General features: G+C 41.5%; 17 protein-coding genes. 4 read left to right on the top strand and 13 right to left on the bottom strand.

The window, feature by feature from the left end; translation table 11 throughout:
• Positions 1–145: 145 nt before the first annotated feature.
• Positions 146–1,336, bottom strand: coding sequence for an MFS transporter (locus Q1B03_RS07250; protein WP_299739846.1), 1,191 nt, complete (start codon positions 1,334–1,336; stop codon positions 146–148).
• A 389-nt stretch (positions 1,337–1,725) separates the two neighbouring features.
• A complete protein-coding gene (locus Q1B03_RS07245) occupies positions 1,726–2,028 on the bottom strand; it encodes a DUF3889 domain-containing protein (protein ID WP_148968280.1) in 303 nt (100 codons plus the stop codon).
• Positions 2,029–2,194: 166 nt separating this feature from the next.
• Here Q1B03_RS07245 and Q1B03_RS07240 point away from each other — a divergent pair, with 166 nt between their 5' ends.
• Positions 2,195–2,449 (top strand): YhdB family protein, encoded by a 255-nt coding sequence (locus Q1B03_RS07240; protein ID WP_299739838.1) that lies wholly within the window; start codon positions 2,195–2,197, stop codon positions 2,447–2,449.
• Positions 2,450–2,568: 119 nt separating this feature from the next.
• On the opposite strand, the gene Q1B03_RS07235 is transcribed toward Q1B03_RS07240, so the two are convergent.
• The 6 genes from Q1B03_RS07235 to Q1B03_RS07210 form a co-directional block, all read right to left on the bottom strand.
• Positions 2,569–3,108: an NADPH-dependent FMN reductase gene (locus Q1B03_RS07235; RefSeq protein ID WP_299739836.1), complete on the bottom strand. Its 540-nt coding sequence runs from the start codon at positions 3,106–3,108 to the stop codon at positions 2,569–2,571.
• Between the two features lie 21 nt (positions 3,109–3,129).
• Positions 3,130–3,765 carry a response regulator transcription factor gene (locus Q1B03_RS07230; RefSeq protein ID WP_299739834.1) on the bottom strand — a complete coding sequence of 212 codons (636 nt, stop codon included), beginning with the start codon at positions 3,763–3,765 and terminating at the stop codon, positions 3,130–3,132.
• 17 nt (positions 3,766–3,782) lie between these two features.
• The gene (locus Q1B03_RS07225; protein WP_299739832.1) at positions 3,783–4,904 is read right to left on the bottom strand and encodes a GAF domain-containing sensor histidine kinase; all 1,122 of its coding nucleotides are present in this window, start codon (positions 4,902–4,904) and stop codon (positions 3,783–3,785) included.
• A gap of 187 nt (positions 4,905–5,091) precedes the next feature.
• On the bottom strand, positions 5,092–6,843 hold the full coding sequence (locus Q1B03_RS07220) for a phospho-sugar mutase (protein WP_299739830.1): 1,752 nt from the start codon (positions 6,841–6,843) through the stop codon (positions 5,092–5,094).
• 168 nt (positions 6,844–7,011) lie between these two features.
• Complete coding sequence (locus Q1B03_RS07215; RefSeq protein WP_299739829.1) at positions 7,012–8,553, bottom strand: bifunctional GNAT family N-acetyltransferase/carbon-nitrogen hydrolase family protein; 1,542 nt, start codon at positions 8,551–8,553, stop codon at positions 7,012–7,014.
• A 235-nt stretch (positions 8,554–8,788) separates the two neighbouring features.
• The gene (locus Q1B03_RS07210; protein ID WP_299739827.1) at positions 8,789–10,462 is read right to left on the bottom strand and encodes an alpha-glucosidase; all 1,674 of its coding nucleotides are present in this window, start codon (positions 10,460–10,462) and stop codon (positions 8,789–8,791) included.
• A gap of 165 nt (positions 10,463–10,627) precedes the next feature.
• Here Q1B03_RS07210 and Q1B03_RS07205 point away from each other — a divergent pair, with 165 nt between their 5' ends.
• On the top strand, positions 10,628–11,053 hold the full coding sequence (locus Q1B03_RS07205) for a disulfide oxidoreductase (protein WP_299739825.1): 426 nt from the start codon (positions 10,628–10,630) through the stop codon (positions 11,051–11,053).
• Between the two features lies 1 nt (position 11,054).
• Positions 11,055–11,528, top strand: a complete 474-nt coding sequence (locus Q1B03_RS07200; RefSeq protein WP_299739823.1) for a thioredoxin family protein — start codon at positions 11,055–11,057, stop codon at positions 11,526–11,528.
• A gap of 187 nt (positions 11,529–11,715) precedes the next feature.
• Here Q1B03_RS07200 and Q1B03_RS07195 read toward each other — a convergent pair whose 3' ends face one another.
• Positions 11,716–12,117 (bottom strand): DUF5365 family protein, encoded by a 402-nt coding sequence (locus tag Q1B03_RS07195; RefSeq protein WP_299739821.1) that lies wholly within the window; start codon positions 12,115–12,117, stop codon positions 11,716–11,718.
• Between the two features lie 171 nt (positions 12,118–12,288).
• Here Q1B03_RS07195 and Q1B03_RS07190 point away from each other — a divergent pair, with 171 nt between their 5' ends.
• Entirely contained in the window at positions 12,289–13,173 is an 885-nt protein-coding gene (locus Q1B03_RS07190) for an RluA family pseudouridine synthase (RefSeq protein WP_299739820.1), read from the top strand.
• Between the two features lie 61 nt (positions 13,174–13,234).
• Here Q1B03_RS07190 and wrbA read toward each other — a convergent pair whose 3' ends face one another.
• The 4 genes from wrbA to helD form a co-directional block, all read right to left on the bottom strand.
• On the bottom strand, positions 13,235–13,849 hold the full coding sequence (gene wrbA / locus Q1B03_RS07185) for an NAD(P)H:quinone oxidoreductase (RefSeq protein WP_299739818.1): 615 nt from the start codon (positions 13,847–13,849) through the stop codon (positions 13,235–13,237).
• 209 nt (positions 13,850–14,058) lie between these two features.
• Positions 14,059–14,466 (bottom strand): DoxX family protein, encoded by a 408-nt coding sequence (locus tag Q1B03_RS07180; RefSeq protein WP_299739816.1) that lies wholly within the window; start codon positions 14,464–14,466, stop codon positions 14,059–14,061.
• A 282-nt stretch (positions 14,467–14,748) separates the two neighbouring features.
• Complete coding sequence (locus Q1B03_RS07175; protein ID WP_299739814.1) at positions 14,749–15,579, bottom strand: aldo/keto reductase; 831 nt, start codon at positions 15,577–15,579, stop codon at positions 14,749–14,751.
• A 125-nt stretch (positions 15,580–15,704) separates the two neighbouring features.
• Positions 15,705–17,972 (bottom strand): RNA polymerase recycling motor HelD, encoded by a 2,268-nt coding sequence (gene helD / locus Q1B03_RS07170; protein WP_299739812.1) that lies wholly within the window; start codon positions 17,970–17,972, stop codon positions 15,705–15,707.
• Between the last annotated feature and the right edge of the window lie 338 nt (positions 17,973–18,310).

Here is an 18,310-nt window from a genome sequence, read left to right as displayed (position 1 = left end):
ATTCTCTTATCTAAATGTATGAAAAGAAAAGGGATTTGATGAGAAGAAAAGCGGAGGCGGGTTGGGCAGGCCAGACAAGCATAGGATGAAGTCGACAAAAAAAGCTGCTCCCTATCGTTAATTGGGAACAGCTCTTCAACAAATATTACATTCTTATATTCTTTTGCAGGATCATTACTGGAATGAGAGTACCCAGCAGTAAGAGCGCTGATAGTGAGAAAATCATTGAAATACTCAGTATTTCAAGAAGCAGCCCTACTCCAACAGAGGATAACCCAAACAGCAATGTGGTTAACGCTCCTTGTGCAGCATAGATTTTCCCAAGCTCTTCAGGTGGTGCACTTTCCTGCAAATACGTCTGAAGAACGACATTTTTAATTTGATCAAACAAACCGAACACAAAGGATAAAACGAGTGCAAGGAGAGCAACCTTATTCAAGGCAAAGACGAGTGTCACACTTGATGTAAAGACCATGCAAAGCGGGAGCCATCTACGCCTGAACTTTGAAAACAAGCCGTGAAGCTTAAAAATCAAATACGAAGCAAGAACCAAGCCTACAAAGAAGCTGGAGTTGATGAACCCCCACCATTCTTCCCCTCGCTGCAATTGCAGATCAACATACAAATACAAAACAGCCGCAATCCAAACGGTGCCAGAAATCGACTCTAACCCATAGATCCAAAACACGGGAACTAATCCCTTTCTCTTTCTAACCTCTGACCACCCTTCTCCAAGCTGTTGCCACCAAACTTTTCTCACTTCTAAGCTGGTGCTTGGGATAACAGGCAGCTTCATCATAAACAACGTACTTGCAAGAAACAAAACAATGATCACGATAAAAAGATTCGTTTCATTTATAAGCGATAATAGGATTCCACCTAATGCCCAGCTTGAGAATTGTATCGTCTGATCCACGGTAGAAAGGAATCCGTTCGCCCCCATCAACTCTTCCCGTTTCACAAGAAAAGGCACATAAGAGTTCCTGGCAGGCAATGCCCAGCCATCTAAAAATGAAATGATACTCGCACACCCTAAAAAGAACCACACATTTTCAATATTGAGTACCATTAACAAGAGAAAAAAACATAGGAAGAATGTTTTCCCCATTTGAGAGTAAGCAATCAAACTCTTCATTTGCGTGCGATTCAACAGAAGAGGTGCCGCCATACTACTGATGAAACGCGAAAACGTAATCACCAAAGGAACGGCCGTCATATAAACAGCAGAACCCGTTATATTGTATACAAGGGAGATTAACCCAACAATGTACAAAATATCTCCCATATTGGCTAACGCTTGACCGAACCAAAGATTTCTAAATGCAGTGGAATGCATATCTTTTCCTCCCTCTATTCAGTTTTTATTTAGGTGAGAAAAGATGGCATCACATGGGAATAAAGATCCCCTTTCAAATTATGTATAGGTTTATTTTAGCAAATCGTTTCAATTTTTGCAGTGAATACTTTATTTTATTAACAATACGGTGTTTTGGTGTTAGATTGTGACGCATTCTAACATACGCCACGTGGTATATAGGTGTTTTGCTAGGTTTATTGTGCCAAATCTGGTTTGTTGTGCCAGATTTACGCTTTGTTGTGCCACTTTTGGAGAAACTTGTGCCAAATTGTGAACACCGCATCATTGCAATGACAAAATACCCTCCTTTAGATATTCACAAGCCGAACAAAAAAAGCCTTCTCTTAAGAAGACTTTATCTGTTGCACCTATTCCTGCACCGTAATGTTCAGTATTTTTTCATTATCAAGATCGTGTACGACGACTACAAGTACCTTTTTCTCTGCATTGTTCTCTTGAACGGTAAATTCAAATGAATCGGCCACTTTGTTTTCAGTCATTTTCTTTCTACCTTGATATTGATAATCCTTCACAGGCTGACCAGGATAATCTTCTTTAATAACGGCTGTGGCAATCCGGCCAAATTTTTGATAATCCGTTGGTTGAGCATTTGCATGACTTGAAAATAACAGAAAAAATACGGTTGATGCAATCACTATGACTTTCTTCATTATCATCACCTCTGTTTACGTTTCATTAATAGGATGAATTAAATTCACTGATTTATTCACCCAATAGTAGGAAAGCCAGCATTTGCAACATAACCAACTTTTACAGAGAAATAAATGCGGTTTTCTCCATACAATATGATTACCCCTTCAAAAGGAGGGAAACCAAGTGAACAAAGTCGATTACGATCGGGCCTTGTATTACACTCACCGATCAGAATGGGATAACCTGTTGATCCTCATGGTGAGAACGAAGGATGACCTTCTTTCCAAAAGAATTGAACACTTCTTACATGCGTACCATTTTTCAAATGATTACACGATTGTAGAGCGTAACCTATATACGCTTTTACGATATATTGAACATGCAAACTTCACCTATAGTGTAGAGCAACCACTTGAGGAAACCTTTGCAGAGATGTAGCTACAAGAGAATTCCACCTACGGCTGATCCAATTAGTATGCGCTATTGGATCAGCTTTTATTATTTTGAATTGTATAAATTGAACCTAAAAAAAACCGGCACAATGCCGATTTTCGCGACTAAGAAGATATTTCACTTTTCACCAGTTCAGCCGCTTTCACATACACCTTCAGTTCCCTCATCAAGTCATCGACTAATTTAGCTGGTTCTTCTAAGAGTCCGTCCCCTTCATAATCAAAACAGTGTGGATCAAGGATGAGCTGCTTTGGAATGACGTTTGCATACACTCCACGGCCGACGATGCGAAGGTTGTTCAAGCAGTTGATCCCCCCCTTTCCTCCACCGGCACATGCAAGTAGTGCCACTGGTTTGTGGGCAAATTGCTCGCTGCTCAGAAAATCGAGTGCATTTTTCAATGTCCCGCTCATACCGCTGTGATATTCAGGGGAAGCTAAAATGACGGCGTCTGCTTCCGTCACTTTTTGTTTAAGTGCTCGAACGGATTCAAGCTCTGATTGATCCTGCTCCCCATTGTACAAGGGGAGTGACCCCTCACTTAAGTCGATAAGGTCACAGTCATATGCCCGGGCAATGAATCGTGATGCAATTCCAGTACGCCCGCGTTTTCTTGGACTTCCATTAATAATTACAATACTCATATTAGAAAAATCCTTTCCTGTTTAGTTTGATGTCAATTGATGTTTAACGGCATACAATGCCGCTTGGGTTCGATCCGTTACTTCCAGCTTGGAAAAAATGTTTGAAATATGAGTCTTGACGGTTTTTTCCGTTATAAAAAGGCTGGAAGCAATCTCTTTGTTACTCTTCCCTTTCGTAAGCTCAATCAAAACATCCTTCTCCCGTTTGGTAAGCTCATGGATTTTGTGGGGTGGTTCTTTTCTGGAAATACGGGTGAGTAAATGGTTGGTTGCCTTAGGATGGAGAGAGTTTTCCCCGGATAAAAGCTTCCGGATACTATTCACTAATTCATCGGGTTCAATATCTTTTAATTGGTACCCGGCTGCTCCTGCTTCAATGGCCGGAATCACGTGATTCTGATCGGAAAAGCTGGTGAGCATGAGTATTTGAATAGCGGGATGATTCTTTTTAATTTCCTTTGTTGCTTGAATTCCGTCCATGACCGGCATCATTAAATCCATCAAGATGATATCGGGTTCCAATGTTTCAGCTAATTGAACGGCTTCTGCACCATTCTTCGCTTCTCCCACGATGTCCAGGTCCTTTTGTGTTTTCAGAAAGAAGACGAGGCCTCTACGTACGACATGGTGGTCATCTACTATTAACACTCTGATCATGCATGGCACCTCCTATCCTAATAGGGTATTTGAACTGATATACTCGTTCCTTTTCCGAGTTGACTGTTTATCGTTAGTTCTCCACCAATGCTTTTCACACGTTCCTTCATACTTTGTATCCCCACAGAAGGCAGAGCATGTTTGGTGTCATATTGAAACCCGTAGCCTCTATCTTCAATCATTAAATGAATGAAATGGGATTCACTTTTTAATGTATAAAAAATGTACTTCTCACCAGAATGCTTTTTACAATTACTAAGGGCTTCCTGGCTTACCCGCCACAGGACTTCTTCTATCCTGGAACTAAGGGAAATGACGCCCTCTACTTTCGTTTCAAGGGTCAAGCCCAGCATTTCTGCGTATCCTTTCACGGCTTCGACTATTCCATTTTCCAAACCATGGGGTCTTAATTGCCAGATGAGGGCCCTCATTTCCGATAGAGCTTCCTGGGCAAGATTCTGAATGGTCTTGAAGGTGCCCTTCACTTCCTCTTCCCCGGTCATCTCCGCCCCGCCTCTTGCAGTTAGCGTAAGTGAGAACAACAGTTGATTCACAGAGTCATGAAGATCCCTTGCCAATCGGTTCCTTTCACCAATAAGAGCAACTTCCTGCTCTTTCTTTGTCAGTGTAATTCTCTTGATGGCGGAACCGATTTGGAAGGCAACCGATTCGAGAAGAGCAAGTTCAGCGGTTGAAAAGTGGGTTTTATTCGGAGCTGCAACATTTAATAACCCAAAGGATTCGTTTCCGGACTGCAGAGGGACCGTTGCATGGTACGTGATTTCATCTGTATCCCCTCTGTTTTCTTCAATGGCCTGCTCAATGCGCTGACATTCGATGATATTGGAGGCTTTCGTAAGCTTTCCATTTCGAAAGCGATTGACACACCAGCAGCCGCCCCTTTTCATCAGCTCACATTTCCGGTCAGATAGTGACTCCGGGAGATTCTCATGGGAGACAAGCTCGTGACTGCCTTCCTTTTCAATAAAGAAAATCCATCCCGTTGTGAAGCTTGTGCCTCTGATCAGCTTCTTCAATGCACCTGAAAGCATAGAAGAAAGCTCTGTTTCATTGTTCAGCAATTCGGCTATCTCTTTCAAAAGCTCGATATTTGAAAGGGATTCTTGATTCATCTTCATCGTCCTCCCCGATCCTTCACTACTATTATATAGATTTCACACAAAACCGGTATTCTCAAAAAGAATGAAACACTCTACGACCTTTGACTGAAAACGTATGTTCTTTTTCAATCCAAAAAAACAAGAGATGTACCAGCACATCTCTTGTTTTTTTATTACGCAATCCAATGCAATACTGCTGTTTGTTTTACGCCTCACCTACAGATGAACTGATCATCGTTTCTACTTTCGCCATGATGGCTTTTTGCAGAGCATGTAATTTATTATCGCTATCGCTTTGTGTCTTACCAATTACACTGAAATAGAATTTGATCTTCGGCTCTGTTCCTGATGGACGCAGGCAAATCCATGATCCGTCTTCAAGATGATATTTCAGAACATTGGATGACGGTAATTGAATGGTTGATTCTTCACCGGATTGCAGGTCAACCTTTTTACTTACTTTATAGTCTTCCGATGATACGACCTTCAAGCCAGCTACTTCTTTCAGTGGCTCGTTTCTGAAATCCTTCAGAATTCCCTGAATTTGTTCAGCGCCTTCTTTTCCTTTTAGAGTTAAGCTCTTAAGCCCCTCTTGATAGAAGCCATGCTGCTCGAATAAATCATTCAGCACATTATAGAGAGTTTTCCCCTGCTTCTTATAGTATGCAGCCGCTTCTGCTGCCATCAATACGGCTTGTATCGCATCTTTATCGCGGGCAAAGTCGCCGATTAAGTACCCATAGCTTTCTTCGTATCCGAATAAGAATGAGTATTCGCCTGTTTCTTCATATTTTTTTATTTTTTCACCTATGAATTTAAAGCCTGTTAGTACATCTTCCACTGAAGCCCCGTAATGTTCAGCCACTTTACGGCCAAGTTCAGATGTAACGATCGTTTTAAATACACGCCCATTCTCAGGAATCATATTTTTTTCCTGTTTACGTGCCAGAATATAATCAAGTAGAATCGCACCTGTTTGGTTTCCAGTGAGAAGAATATACTCGCCTGATTCTCCTTTTACAGCTACGCCTAAGCGATCTGCATCGGGATCTGTCGCAATCAGGATATCTGCGTCAATTTCCTTCCCGTCACGGATGGCATATTCAAAGGCCGCTTTATCTTCCGGGTTCGGGGATTTCACAGTCGTAAACTCAGGATCAGGAATCGCCTGCTCCTTTACGATGTGAACAGACTCATACCCTAAAGCTTTCAGACCCTTTTCAGCCATCTTTAAAGCTGTTCCATGTAATGGAGAAAACACGATTTTCAAATCGACTTCCTTGGCGATTTGCGGTTTTTCAGAAATCGAAATCAGATGCTCCAGGTAAGATTGATCGATCTCTTCGCCAATCAATTTAATCAGGCCGGATGATTTCAATTCTTCTTCAGGTTTAACTTCAATTTCCAGCTCATTTTCCACTTCATTCACTTTATCGATAACGGCATCGGCTATGTGTGGAGGCAGCTGAGCTCCATCCTCACCGTATACTTTGTATCCATTATATTCAGGTGGATTATGGCTTGCCGTTACCACGATTCCAGAGAACGCCTTTAATTGTCTAAGGGCAAATGAAAGCTCCGGAGTCGGCTTGAGTTCGTCGAACACATATGTTTGAATACCACGTGTAGCCAATGTCTTAGCTGATTCCATGGCAAATTCAGGTGATTTATAACGGGAATCGTAAGCGATTACAACTCCGCGCTTTTTAGCCTCTTCGCCTTGTTCTTCTATGTATCGTGCTAATCCTTCAGAGGCCTTTCTAACTGTATAAATGTTCATCCGGTTGGTTCCGGGACCAATTTCTCCTCTCATTCCACCAGTACCAAATTCAAGATTTTTGTAGAATGCGTCTTCTAAGGTTTTTTCGTCGTCTTTCATTGCTCCTAAAAGCTCGTTGATCTCTTCATCTAGATGCAAGTAGTCGCTCCATTTTTCCCATGATGTTTTCCAACTCAAAACGATCCCCTCCTAATGCTGTATAATAATAAATTCTATCACAAATTGTAGAAATCCTGCTAAAACAATCCGTCACATGTCGACAAGATTCGTTCAGTCCTTATTTTAGCATAATTTTTCTTAAATAAAGCCCCACTGAATAAATCAGCGGGGCTTTATATTTCAGCATTACTTCTTATAATTCACTCCATATACATCATGTCGTCGATCTTTCAGCTGACGGACCGTTCCCGATTGACGCTGGCGTCGCAGGACTTCGAGATCGACGTCTCCGATCATGACCATTTCAATGTTCGGATTGGTTTCGCCGACGATTCCGTCACGTGCAAATTCAAAGTCGGACGGAGCAAAGATACCTGATTGAGCATATTGAATGTCCATATTTTCCGTTTGTGGAAGATTTCCGACCGTACCGGAAATGACTGTATAGATTTGGTTCTCAACAGCACGGGCTTGTGCACAGTATCTGACACGAAGATACCCTTGGCGATCTTCTGTACAGAATGGGGTAAAAATGATTTTCGCCCCTTTGTCTGTTGCGATACGGGCAAGCTCAGGGAATTCAATATCATAGCAGATTTGGATCGCAATCTTACCGCAATCCGTATCAAAGACCCTTACAGAATCTCCAGGGCTGATTCCCCACCACTTGCGTTCATTTGGTGTGATATGAATCTTGTACTGCTTCTCAATCGTTCCATCACGGCGGAAGAGATACGCGATATTGTAAATTTCATCGTCTTCTTCCTTAACGAAGTGAGACCCTCCAATAATATTGACGTTGTAACGAACGGCTAAATCCGTGAATAATTCAATGTATTCCTCTGTAAAATCCGTTAACTTTCTTACAGCGAGGCTCGGTGATTGAATATTCAGGAATGACATGAGCTGTGTAGTGAAGATTTCAGGGAACACGACGAAATCTGATTTCGCATCTGATGCTACATCTGTGAAATATTCAACCTGATTCGCGAATTCCTCGAAGGAATTGATTTTACGCATCATGTATTGAACAACACAGATTCTGACAGGATAACTTGTTTTGAAATGCCGCTTGCTTGACGGACGGTAATCGACGTTATTCCACTCCATTAAAGTGGCATATTTATGTGATCGTTTGTCGTCAGGTAAATAGTTCGGGTTGATCCGCATCAGGGTGAAGCCGTTTAATAATTGGAAGGATAGTACAGGGTCATAGATCTTATGACGCCCGACTGAATCCACGTACTCCCTTGGAGACATCTCCTCTGAGTGTTTATGGTAGTTAGGGATGCGTCCCCCAATGATGATACTCTTTAAATTCCATTGTCGTGCAAGATCCTTCCTTGCTTCATATAAACGGTGTCCTACCTTCATGCGTCGATATTCAGGGTGCACCATGACTTCGATTCCGTACAGGTTATAGCCATCAGGATTGTGATTCGTTATGTAACCATTATCCGTTACATCATCCCACGTATGGCGGTCGTCATACTCGTCAAAGTTAATGATCAGGCTCGAGCATGATGCAATAATTTCCCCTTCTAATTCGGCGACAAGCTGACCTTCCGGAAAAACGTCCAAATGACTTTCCAGATGCTCTACCTTCCAGGGATCCATCCCTGGGAAACAAACAGACTGCATGTTGATAATATCTCGAATGTCCTTATGTTCCATTGGACGAATGATCATTTTCTTTTCAAACTGTGATAAGTCTAGTTTTTCTGCCATCTATGATCTACTCCTTCATAAAATACCTGAATTATATACCCTTATAGTGCACTGTTGAAACGAAGTTCATGACAGTCCATCCCTTTTATTTTAGCAAAGGGGGGTGTATGAATTGAAGAAATTTGATTTGTCTGGAAATGTTCTGCAGTGGTGGTTGATTTGTTCAAGTTCTTTAACAACAAACAAATCCCCTTAAAAATAGAAGCACCCGATGATATGGGTGCTTCCTTTCATTTTATCCTCTAAAATAATATGCCGTTGCTTCCCATGGGTTTAAAGTAAACTCATCTTTCTCCTGCTTTTCTTCGTTTGTTATGAGGACTTCAGCCTGATTGATATCAAAAGAAGCGACGTTATCGATGACTTGCTTTTCTCCTGATACATTGCAAAGAACCAAGATTTTCTCACATCCATACGTTCTTGTATAAGCATACACGGAAGGATGATCTGCATAATGAAGTTCGAATGATCCGTATGGGATAATTTCATACTCCTTGCGAAGAGCGATCAATTTTTGATAGTAGTAAAAAATGGACTCGGAATCATTCAGTGCCTTTTCTGCATTAATTTCTTTGTAGTTCGGGTTAAGGGCAATCCACGGTTCTCCTTCAGTGAACCCTCCCTGGTCACCGCTGTTCCACTGCATAGGGGTTCTGGCGTTGTCCCTTCCCTTTACGTAAATGGACTTCATGATATCTTCCGGATTCATGCCTTCCGCTACTTTTTCACGATACATGTTCAGGGTTTCAATATCTTTGTACTCTTCAATGGAAGAAAATCGGACATTCGTCATTCCGATTTCTTCCCCTTGATAAATGTAAGGCGTCCCCTGCATCAGATGAAGAAGTGTTGCCAGCATTTTCGCAGATTTTATGCGGTACTCTCCATCGTCACCAAGTCGTGACACAATCCTTGGCTGATCGTGGTTGTTCCAGTACAAACTGTTCCAGCCCTTTCCGTGAAGTTCCGTCTGCCACTTTGTTAAAATGGTTTTCAATTTTACAAGGTCGAAAGGAATGACATCCCATTTCCCTCCTGGGCCCGAGTCCACATCCATATGCTCAAACTGAAATACCATATTCACTTCATTGCGATCCTTACCTGTGTAAAGGACGGCTTCATCCGGCGACACACCCGGCATTTCACCAACCGTCATCGCATCATAATGTGAAAGGACCTCTTGATTCATTTCCTGTAGGAACTCATGAATACGTGGACCGTTCATAAAGTAATCATGACCTGAAGCATACGTTTTGCCTTCAGGATTCGGCGCATCAGGCAATGTTGGCTCTTTGGAAATGAAGTTGATGACATCCATACGGAAACCATCGATCCCTTTGTCCAGCCAGAATTTCATCATGTCATAGATTTCCTGGCGCAGCTTCGGATTCTCCCAGTTTAGATCCGGTTGTTTTTTCGAGAAGAGATGCAGGAAATATTCCTCTGTCGTTTCATCATATTCCCAAGCAGAACCGCTAAATACAGACTCCCAGTTATTCGGCTCTATTCCGTCTTTTCCTTCACGCCAAATATAATAATCGCGATATGGATTGTCCTTCGATTTCCTCGATTCCACAAACCAGCCGTGCTCATCGGAAGAGTGATTCACCACTAAGTCCATCACAAGCTTTATACCACGATTATGCATTTCCGCAAGCATTTCTTCCCAATCAGCCATCGTTCCGAACTCATCCATAATCTTTTTATAATCGCTTATATCGTACCCATTGTCATCATTAGGAGATTCATACACAGGAGATAACCAGACCACATCGATCCCCAATTCTTTCAAATAATCCAATTTTGAAATGATTCCTCTAATATCCCCGACACCATCCCCGTTCGAATCCATGAAGCTGCGAGGATAAATTTGATAGACGACCGATTCTTTCCACCATTGTTTTGTCATGTGTGTTTTCCTCCTATAAAATCAATTTAAAAATAGAGCGCTTTCTGCAAACGCTTGCACAAATCGTTAAAAAAATATCATATTTGCTCATAAAGATTTCTTATTTTACTTTTATAATAATAACATACTATAATTTGATAGAATATACGAAGAAAGGAATTCTATATGAACAAAAAAGCAGATTCTCTGTTATTCCTGGCATGGGCTTCCTCTCTTGTGGCATCTCTGGGGAGTTTATATTTCTCTGAAATCATGAAATATGAGCCATGTGAATTATGCTGGTATCAGCGTATTTTAATGTATCCAATGGTCATTCTATTAGGTGTGGCTTATGTTCGCAAAGATTTTCAAGCGGCACTATATTCTACGAGTTTATCTGGAATCGGTATCCTCGTTTCCTTGTATCACTACTCTATTCAAAAAGTATCATTCCTATCAGAGAGTGCACCTGCCTGCGGACGTGTCCCATGTACAGGCGAATACATTAACCTGTTCGGCTTTATCACCATCCCGTTCTTGGCATTGACCGGTTTCATCATCATCTTCATCGCAAGTGTAATGGTATTAAAAGCATTAAAGGAGGACAAATAGATTGAAGAAAATCATCATATTTCTTGTAGCGATTGTCGCATTATTTGCTAGCATCGCGCTCATCACAAGCATGCAAAACAGTCAAAAGGCAGAGGGAAATAAGTTCAAAAAAGCGAATCTTAACCCGGCCACTGTAGAACTGCTGGACGACCCTAACTATCAAAATGTAATCTTACCAGAGGAATTAGAAGAAAAATTAAAGAATAACGAAGACGTGACTGTGTATTTCTATAGTTCAACATGTGTTCACTGTAAGAGAACCACTCCTACCCTGGCACCTCTCGCAGAAGACATGGGAGTCGATATGGTTCAGTACAATTTACTTGAATTCGAACAAGGATGGGATCAATACCGAATCGAAGCTACACCGACACTGGTACATTTCAAAAATGGTAAAGAAGTAGCGAGAATCGTAGGAGAACAGCCTGAAGAAGAATTCGAGAAGTTTTTTGAAGAGAACGTTACGAAAGAATAAGTAAGCAAAAAAAAGAGGGGCTGACTTTTCTACGAGTCAGCCCCTTTCAAGTGAGGAGGAATTTCAAGATGAAGACACAGTGTATCTTCAAATTAACTTATTACAAGCTATTTTCCCCTCACTTGAATCTTCTAAACATTTTTATGCGAATTTTCTAAAGTATCAAACTTTTCCCGGCGTGATTTTTCTATACAAGCAACTGGTTATCCGCTCTCGAATAAATACTTAAATTATGCTTACAATCCGATTCTTCACTGAATTGATCATACGACAGTGGGAAAAACATACCAAAGCCTTGAAGAATTTCAGCATTGTGGTAAAACATTTCTTCATACACATCTTCTTTTGATCCGCTCTCCACAATGGAAATCAATGTTTGTAAGCTTGAAATCACCTGAAATGCTTCCTTAAGGGTTCCAAAGTATTCAAAGTTTCTCGTCGTCGTATGTAATACTTGCATATCATCAAATTGTTCAATTTCATCATCTGTGAAATAATCAGGGAAAATAGTACAATACATGTACTGTATAAGCTCTTGAATTTTGTCTTCCTGTTCATGTGTTGATGCTAGTAAAACTTTCACCGTCATAACCCACCTTTGTAATGGTTGTAATCTCTCTGTAATAGATATATTAAGGATAACATAGAAGTAGAACCAACAGCGTGGTAATTATACCCATGAAATGGGTTGAACAGGAGTTAAATTAGGTTTAAATACCCACATAAGTATAAGATTATTGTCATTTGAAGGAGTTTTTTGATGAAAACACAGAAAAAAGGAGAACTATTTGAACTACTCATTCCAGATAAATGGAAAAATGTAACGATTGAAACAATTCTTAGAAATCACTGGCAAGCACCTAAGAAACTAATTCATTCCATGAGGATGAAGGGTGATATTAAAGTGAACGGGGCATCGATTTCCTGGACCCAGCCCCTATCCCCGGGAGATGTGCTACAGCTTCATTTATTTAAAGGAGTTGAATACGATGTCCCTCCGACATACGGAGAAATCGATGTGTTATTTGAAGATGACCACCTGATTGTCGTCAACAAACCTGCCGGGATCGATACTCACCCAAACCATCCTGATGAGACGGATTCCCTTGCAAATCTGGTGGCCTTTCACTATCAAGCCCGGGGAGAAAGCTGCCGCGTCATGCACATTCATCGTTTGGACCATGACACGTCGGGTGCAATTATTTTTGCCAAACATCCGTTAAGTAAAGCGATTCTTGACCGCCTCCTCACTGAGAGGCAGATCAAGCGTACATACCACGCTCTCGTTCATGGTCGATTGAAGCAGAAAAATGGCACCATCTCTGAACCGATAGGGAGGGACCGCCACCACAATACAAGAAGAAGAGTTTCACCTTCAGGTAAGGATGCAGTCACCCACTACAAGGTGCTGGAATATAAAAATACTTATACATTAGTGGAGGTCCAGCTTGATACGGGACGTACCCATCAGATTCGCGTCCATATGAGTCACATCGGTCATCCTCTGGTTGGCGACACATTATATGGAGGAAAACCGATTTTCAAAAGGCAGGCCCTGCATGCAGCACGAATTTCATTTCTCCATCCGCTGACGGACGAGTGGATCGAATGTGAGGCTGAGTGTGTGGATGATGTTGGGCTGTGAGAACACAATAAAAAAACGAGACACTCTCAATCGCGAGTGTCTCGTTTTTTTCATATGTTGATTACTTCAATCCGTTTTTAACCGCTTCAGCGATTTGGATCGTACGGCGAGTTTGGTGTTTCACTGCAGGCTCTACGGATTCAACCATATTGCCCTCTTGATCGACTGTTACACTCGTTCCGTACGGGTTTCCTCCTGTAGTAAAGCTTGATTGATCTGTGTATCCAGGAGCTGCGATGATTGCACCCCAGTGCATCATCGTTGTGTATAGAGCTAGAACCGTCTGCTCCTGTCCACCGTGTGAGTTGCTTGCAGATGACGTGGCGCTCACTACTTTGTTTGCCAGCTTCCCATTGAACCAAAGACCTCCAGTGGTATCCAGAAAAGCTTTGACTTGAGAAGGAACGTTACCGAATCGTGTTGGGACATTGAAAAGGTATGCGTCTGCCCATTCAAGATCGTCAAGTGTCGCAACAGGTACACTATCTTTTGTTTCATTATAATGCTTCTCCCAAGCAGGGTTTGAAGCAATTGCTGCTTCAGGTGCTGTTTCTTCAAAACGGAGTACCTTCACTTCAGCTCCAGCTTCTTTCGCAGCCTCTTCTGCCCATTTCGCCATTTGATAATTGGTTCCTGTTGAACTGTAATACATGATTGCTAATTTTACGTTAGACATAGTCGAAATCTCTCCTTTAAATATGGTTGATTTATAATAAATAAGTGAAACACAGAATCAGACTGCAGGTAAATCAATCAACGTGCACCTGCAATATTCATTTGCTACCTAATTGGAAGTAGTGATGTTGGATTGCATGCCGAGTTTCTGTGTTGAATTTCCACATCATATATGTGAACATTTGAATTCCTATTGAAAAATGAACTTATTTAAAATAAAAGTGCGTCTATAGAGAATGATCCTGCCCCTACCAATGCTACTCCAAGAGCAACAACAATGAGCATCACATTATATTCTGTACCATTTTGTGTTACCCAATAACCATTTGGTCCGTGAACTTTTACGATCGCTACAATCATCGTTCCAATGATAAGCAAAGCGGCCAGTGGTGTCAGGAAACCTGCTGCGAATAGTATTCCCCCTGCAACTTCAGAAAGTCCTGCAAGTAATGCCATCGTTTTTCCAGGCTTGATTCCAATGGACTCAAAGAAACCACCTGTTCCTTGTAGCCCGTGTCCTCCAAACCAACCAAATAATTTCTGTGCTCCGTGAGCAGCGAATGTTAACCCCACTACTAAACGAATAACCAATAAACCGAACGCAGCTAATGCTGTCATCTTACTTCCTCCTCTTTGTTTTCCCTTCGAGATTTATCTTCAAACATTTCAAATTCAATTATTCTCAAATCATTTATCTTGAATTTGAGATATACGTGTAAAAAAAGAGTACTTGTTATCTCGAATATGATTATTTTGATTTCGAGATAATTGTATACTACTCCTCACAACTCTGTCAATACTATTTTACAAATTTTATTAAAATGGGAACCGGAGGAAGGAGGGTAAAAAAAAGAGGTCCGTCCCTCATCTGGAGGGACGGACCTCTTACATATATATCAATCAGAAATCGAAGTTGTCTGGATCGGGTCCAAAACGTTCGTCGAGATTCAGTTGATTGATTTGGTTCATTTCTTCCAGTGATAGTTCGAAGTTGAATAGATCTGCGTTTTCTTTGATGCGGCTTTCATGAACAGATTTAGGAATGATGATAACATCATTCTGAAGGTGCCAGCGCAGAATCACTTGGGCAGCCGATTTTTCATGCTTTTCAGCAATGTGATTCAGTGTTGGTTCATCCAGTACACGCCCTTGAGCGATTGGTGACCATGCTTCCACTGCAATATTTTGTGATGCACAGAATTCTCTTATTTTTTCCTGATTCAGACGAGGGTGTAATTCGATTTGATTTAATACAGGCTTTTCATTGCTGTTCTGCATTAAATCTTCAAGGTGATGCTGATGGAAGTTACTTACACCGATGGATTTCACTAAGCCTTCGCTAGACAACCTTTCAAGAGCCTTCCATGTATCGTTGTACTTTCCTTCTACCGGCCAGTGAATTAAATAAAGATCCAGATAGTCCATATCAAGCTTTCTCAAACTGGTTTCAAATGCTTTTAATGTTGTATCGTAGCCCTGATCACTATTCCATACTTTCGAGGTAATGAAGAGTTCTTCTCTCGCTACTCCACCGTCTTTCACACCTTGACCTACACTTTCTTCGTTGTCGTAGATCGCCGCTGTATCGATGGAACGGTACCCTGACTCAATCGCTGTTCGAACAGCTTGTACCGTTTCAGACGGATCTTTCATTTGGTAAACTCCTAAACCGACATAAGGAATTTCGATTCCGTTATGTAATGTCTTCGTACTCTTTAAGTTTTTTAACATATTGCATCCCTCCTGATTTATTATTTTACAAATCCACTCAGCTTTTTGCTAATATTATGATTGTGAAATTCGTTTTTTACTAAATTAAGGTCCGTCCCTCACCGTGAGGGACGGACCTATTTTGATCATCGGCCGATAAATTGCTCCCTTCTCTTCCCGATAAAGGCGAGCTTATGAAGGGGGCGTGTCATGGCCACGTATTGGAGCTTGATGTCGAGTTCGTTTTCCGGATTGAAAGCTTCATCCACCGCTGCAATGATGACCACATCGAATTCAAGCCCTTTTGACAGATAAGATGGAACGACGACGATTTGATCTTTCGGGATCGATTCCTGTTCTTCCAACAACTTCACTTTCCCTGGCTGCCGCTCTTGAAGGACTTCACTGATTTTCACACAATCTTTCATGCTTTTTCCGATCACAGCGAATGTATGGAATCCTTCTTCTCGTCCAGCATTCACCTTCTCCTCGATTATGGCAGCCAATTCTTCCAATCCCACATACTCATCGAAGCCGGGAGCATCCCCATGTCTCACCACTGGATTCACTTTAGGAAAATCATAGGGTAAGAGATTCAGCAATTTATTTGCTTCCTCCATGATTTCAATTGTGGTTCGATAGCTTTTTTGGAGCTCGGTATACGTAGCCCTCGGAAACACATCTCTATACACCGGTTCCCATGACTGAAGTCCACGATAGGAATGAATCCCCTGGGCAAGATCCCCTACCAGTGTAAACATGTCGGTTTCAAGTGCCCTCTTCAACGAATAAAGCTGCATGTAACTATAATCCTGTGCTTCATCAATCACGATATTTTTTGCTTTATAAAATTTATCGATTCCAAACAAGTGAGTTTGCAAGTAAAGAAGGATGGCTAAGTCTTCTACCTCATACTGTTTTTTCTTCGCGTATTTCAACGTATAATGACTAAGCTGTTCTGCCTGCTGCATACTTAGCTCACCTTTCGAGTAAGAAGCCAGCCGTTTCGGATCTGAGAACAATTCTATGAAGTATTGATCTAGGTTTTTCTTTTCAAACTGCTTCATGTAGGCCGTAACGCTTGTTCGGATCGCCTTCTTAATTTCTTCAACCCGCTCACTTTTCTTGTCCAATGCTTTGGACACATAGTCCTTCCGGTTTGCTGCCTGTGTCCGTTGAAAAAGCGCTGTTTCGATCCGTTCATCGAAAAACTTCTCTACCTTCTCCACCATCTGCTTCTTGTTCGTCCGAACATAACTCTGTAAGAGAGACTTGAGCTTTTCCATCCGGCGATAGATTGGCATATACGTATATTCATCTTTAAAAAGATGAGTGAACTTTTTGGCGGTGTAGAGCTTGTATTTATCCACATAGAAGTCTTTAGACGTATAAAAGCGTTGTTCAATTTCTTCTATATAATAATCAAGTATTCTCCTGAATGCTTTGGAGCCTTTGAACCCAGATATCCACGAGGCAGTCGCTACGTCTTCATCATGGGTTTCTATCAACTGGGTGAGCTTGTTATCTTCTACTAAATTCAGCTTTTTCTCTAAGCAGGTCATGACATAATCTGTGAACGTCGTTTGTCTAACACGTTCTACTCCAAGTTCCGGCAATGCCTCTGAAATATAGTCGATAAACAAATTACTTGGTGCAAGGATCATCAGTTGTTTCGGGTCAAAATGCTGTTTGTAGTTGTAAATAAAGTATGAAATCCGATGAAGGGCGATGGTTGTCTTTCCACTTCCTGCGGCCCCTTGTACAATGATGGGCTTGTTTAAATCGGCCCGGATGATCCTATTTTGTTCTTCTTGAATGGTGGAAATGATCTCAGTTAAACGATTGCTGGAGCTTTTGGCTAATGAATCCTGAAGCAGTTCATCTGTGGTCGTTAAGTCAATATCCCTGATTTCTTCTAACAAACCATCCTCGATCATGTACTGACGCTTTAATGAAAGATCTCCTTCATATGTCTCGTCTTCCGCAACATACGAAACGTCACCAATCCTTCCTTCGTAGTATAGATTCGCTATGGGAGAACGCCAGTCCACAATGATTTGCTCTTGATTTTCACGCTGATACAAGGAGGTCTTGCCAATATAGTGCTTCTCCACCTTGTCCGATCCCTCGTGTTGAAAATCAATCCTGGCAAAATACGGTTTCGTTTTCGCTTTCGTCAGGGACTCCAGTTCTTCTTTGGACATCTCAAAAAAGCTTGAGTTCGTCAGGATATCGATGTACGCAGCACTCGATTCGCCCCAATCAATATCTCCAAAAGCTTTTTCCATGTTTTCCTTATACTTTTCCTTACTCGTCTGGGATGTGCTGATGACTACATCAATGTAGCGCTTCGTAAACTCCAGGCGTTCTGATTCAATTGAAAAATCGGGATGAATAGTTGATTCCTTCGTCATACATTTCTCCTTCCAAATGTTTTAGCCGCAATGGAGAAAAAAACGTCTCATCACTAGAACTGAGGTAACGACTCTCATTGGATGAAACGTTTAAAAAAGACTTATCGAAATCTGGATAAATTATGTAGGCGTTTGGGAGCAGGAATATATATTATCAGATAATTAGGGAAAGTTCAATAGAAAAGCGGAAGGGCTTTGCTCAGAGGCGACAAGCATATGGCAGGCATGCCGGAAAGGCGCTCTTTGCCTTTTTGGTATGCCTGACTTATGACCTCGAGCCTCTAAGCCCTGGAGCTGGACATAGCGAAAAGCGGAGGCGGCTTGTTCAGGCCCGACAA

This window comes from uncultured Rossellomorea sp. (assembly GCF_947488365.1).
Lineage (GTDB): Bacteria > Bacillota > Bacilli > Bacillales > Bacillaceae_B > Rossellomorea.
Note: the sequence above shows the minus strand (reverse complement) of the source record. Positions and strands in the feature narration are given on the sequence as shown.

Excerpts from the sequence above, each read along its gene's own strand:
- Q1B03_RS07235 (WP_299739836.1), bottom strand. The coding sequence starts at position 3,108 with ATGAGTATTGTAATTATTAATGGAAGTCCAAGAAAACGCGGGCGTACT.
- Q1B03_RS07245 (WP_148968280.1), bottom strand. The coding sequence starts at position 2,028 with ATGAAGAAAGTCATAGTGATTGCATCAACCGTATTTTTTCTGTTATTT.
- Q1B03_RS07210 (WP_299739827.1), bottom strand. The coding sequence starts at position 10,462 with ATGACAAAACAATGGTGGAAAGAATCGGTCGTCTATCAAATTTATCCT.
- Q1B03_RS07175 (WP_299739814.1), bottom strand. The coding sequence starts at position 15,579 with ATGTTAAAAAACTTAAAGAGTACGAAGACATTACATAACGGAATCGAA.
- helD (WP_299739812.1), bottom strand. The coding sequence starts at position 17,972 with ATGACGAAGGAATCAACTATTCATCCCGATTTTTCAATTGAATCAGAA.
- wrbA (WP_299739818.1), bottom strand. The coding sequence starts at position 13,849 with ATGTCTAACGTAAAATTAGCAATCATGTATTACAGTTCAACAGGAACC.
- Q1B03_RS07180 (WP_299739816.1), bottom strand. The coding sequence starts at position 14,466 with ATGACAGCATTAGCTGCGTTCGGTTTATTGGTTATTCGTTTAGTAGTG.
- Q1B03_RS07230 (WP_299739834.1), bottom strand. The coding sequence starts at position 3,765 with ATGATCAGAGTGTTAATAGTAGATGACCACCATGTCGTACGTAGAGGC.
- Q1B03_RS07190 (WP_299739820.1), top strand. The coding sequence starts at position 12,289 with ATGAAAACACAGAAAAAAGGAGAACTATTTGAACTACTCATTCCAGAT.
- Q1B03_RS07225 (WP_299739832.1), bottom strand. The coding sequence starts at position 4,904 with ATGAAGATGAATCAAGAATCCCTTTCAAATATCGAGCTTTTGAAAGAG.
- Q1B03_RS07195 (WP_299739821.1), bottom strand. The coding sequence starts at position 12,117 with ATGACGGTGAAAGTTTTACTAGCATCAACACATGAACAGGAAGACAAA.
- Q1B03_RS07205 (WP_299739825.1), top strand. The coding sequence starts at position 10,628 with ATGAACAAAAAAGCAGATTCTCTGTTATTCCTGGCATGGGCTTCCTCT.
- Q1B03_RS07215 (WP_299739829.1), bottom strand. The coding sequence starts at position 8,553 with ATGGCAGAAAAACTAGACTTATCACAGTTTGAAAAGAAAATGATCATT.
- Q1B03_RS07250 (WP_299739846.1), bottom strand. The coding sequence starts at position 1,336 with ATGCATTCCACTGCATTTAGAAATCTTTGGTTCGGTCAAGCGTTAGCC.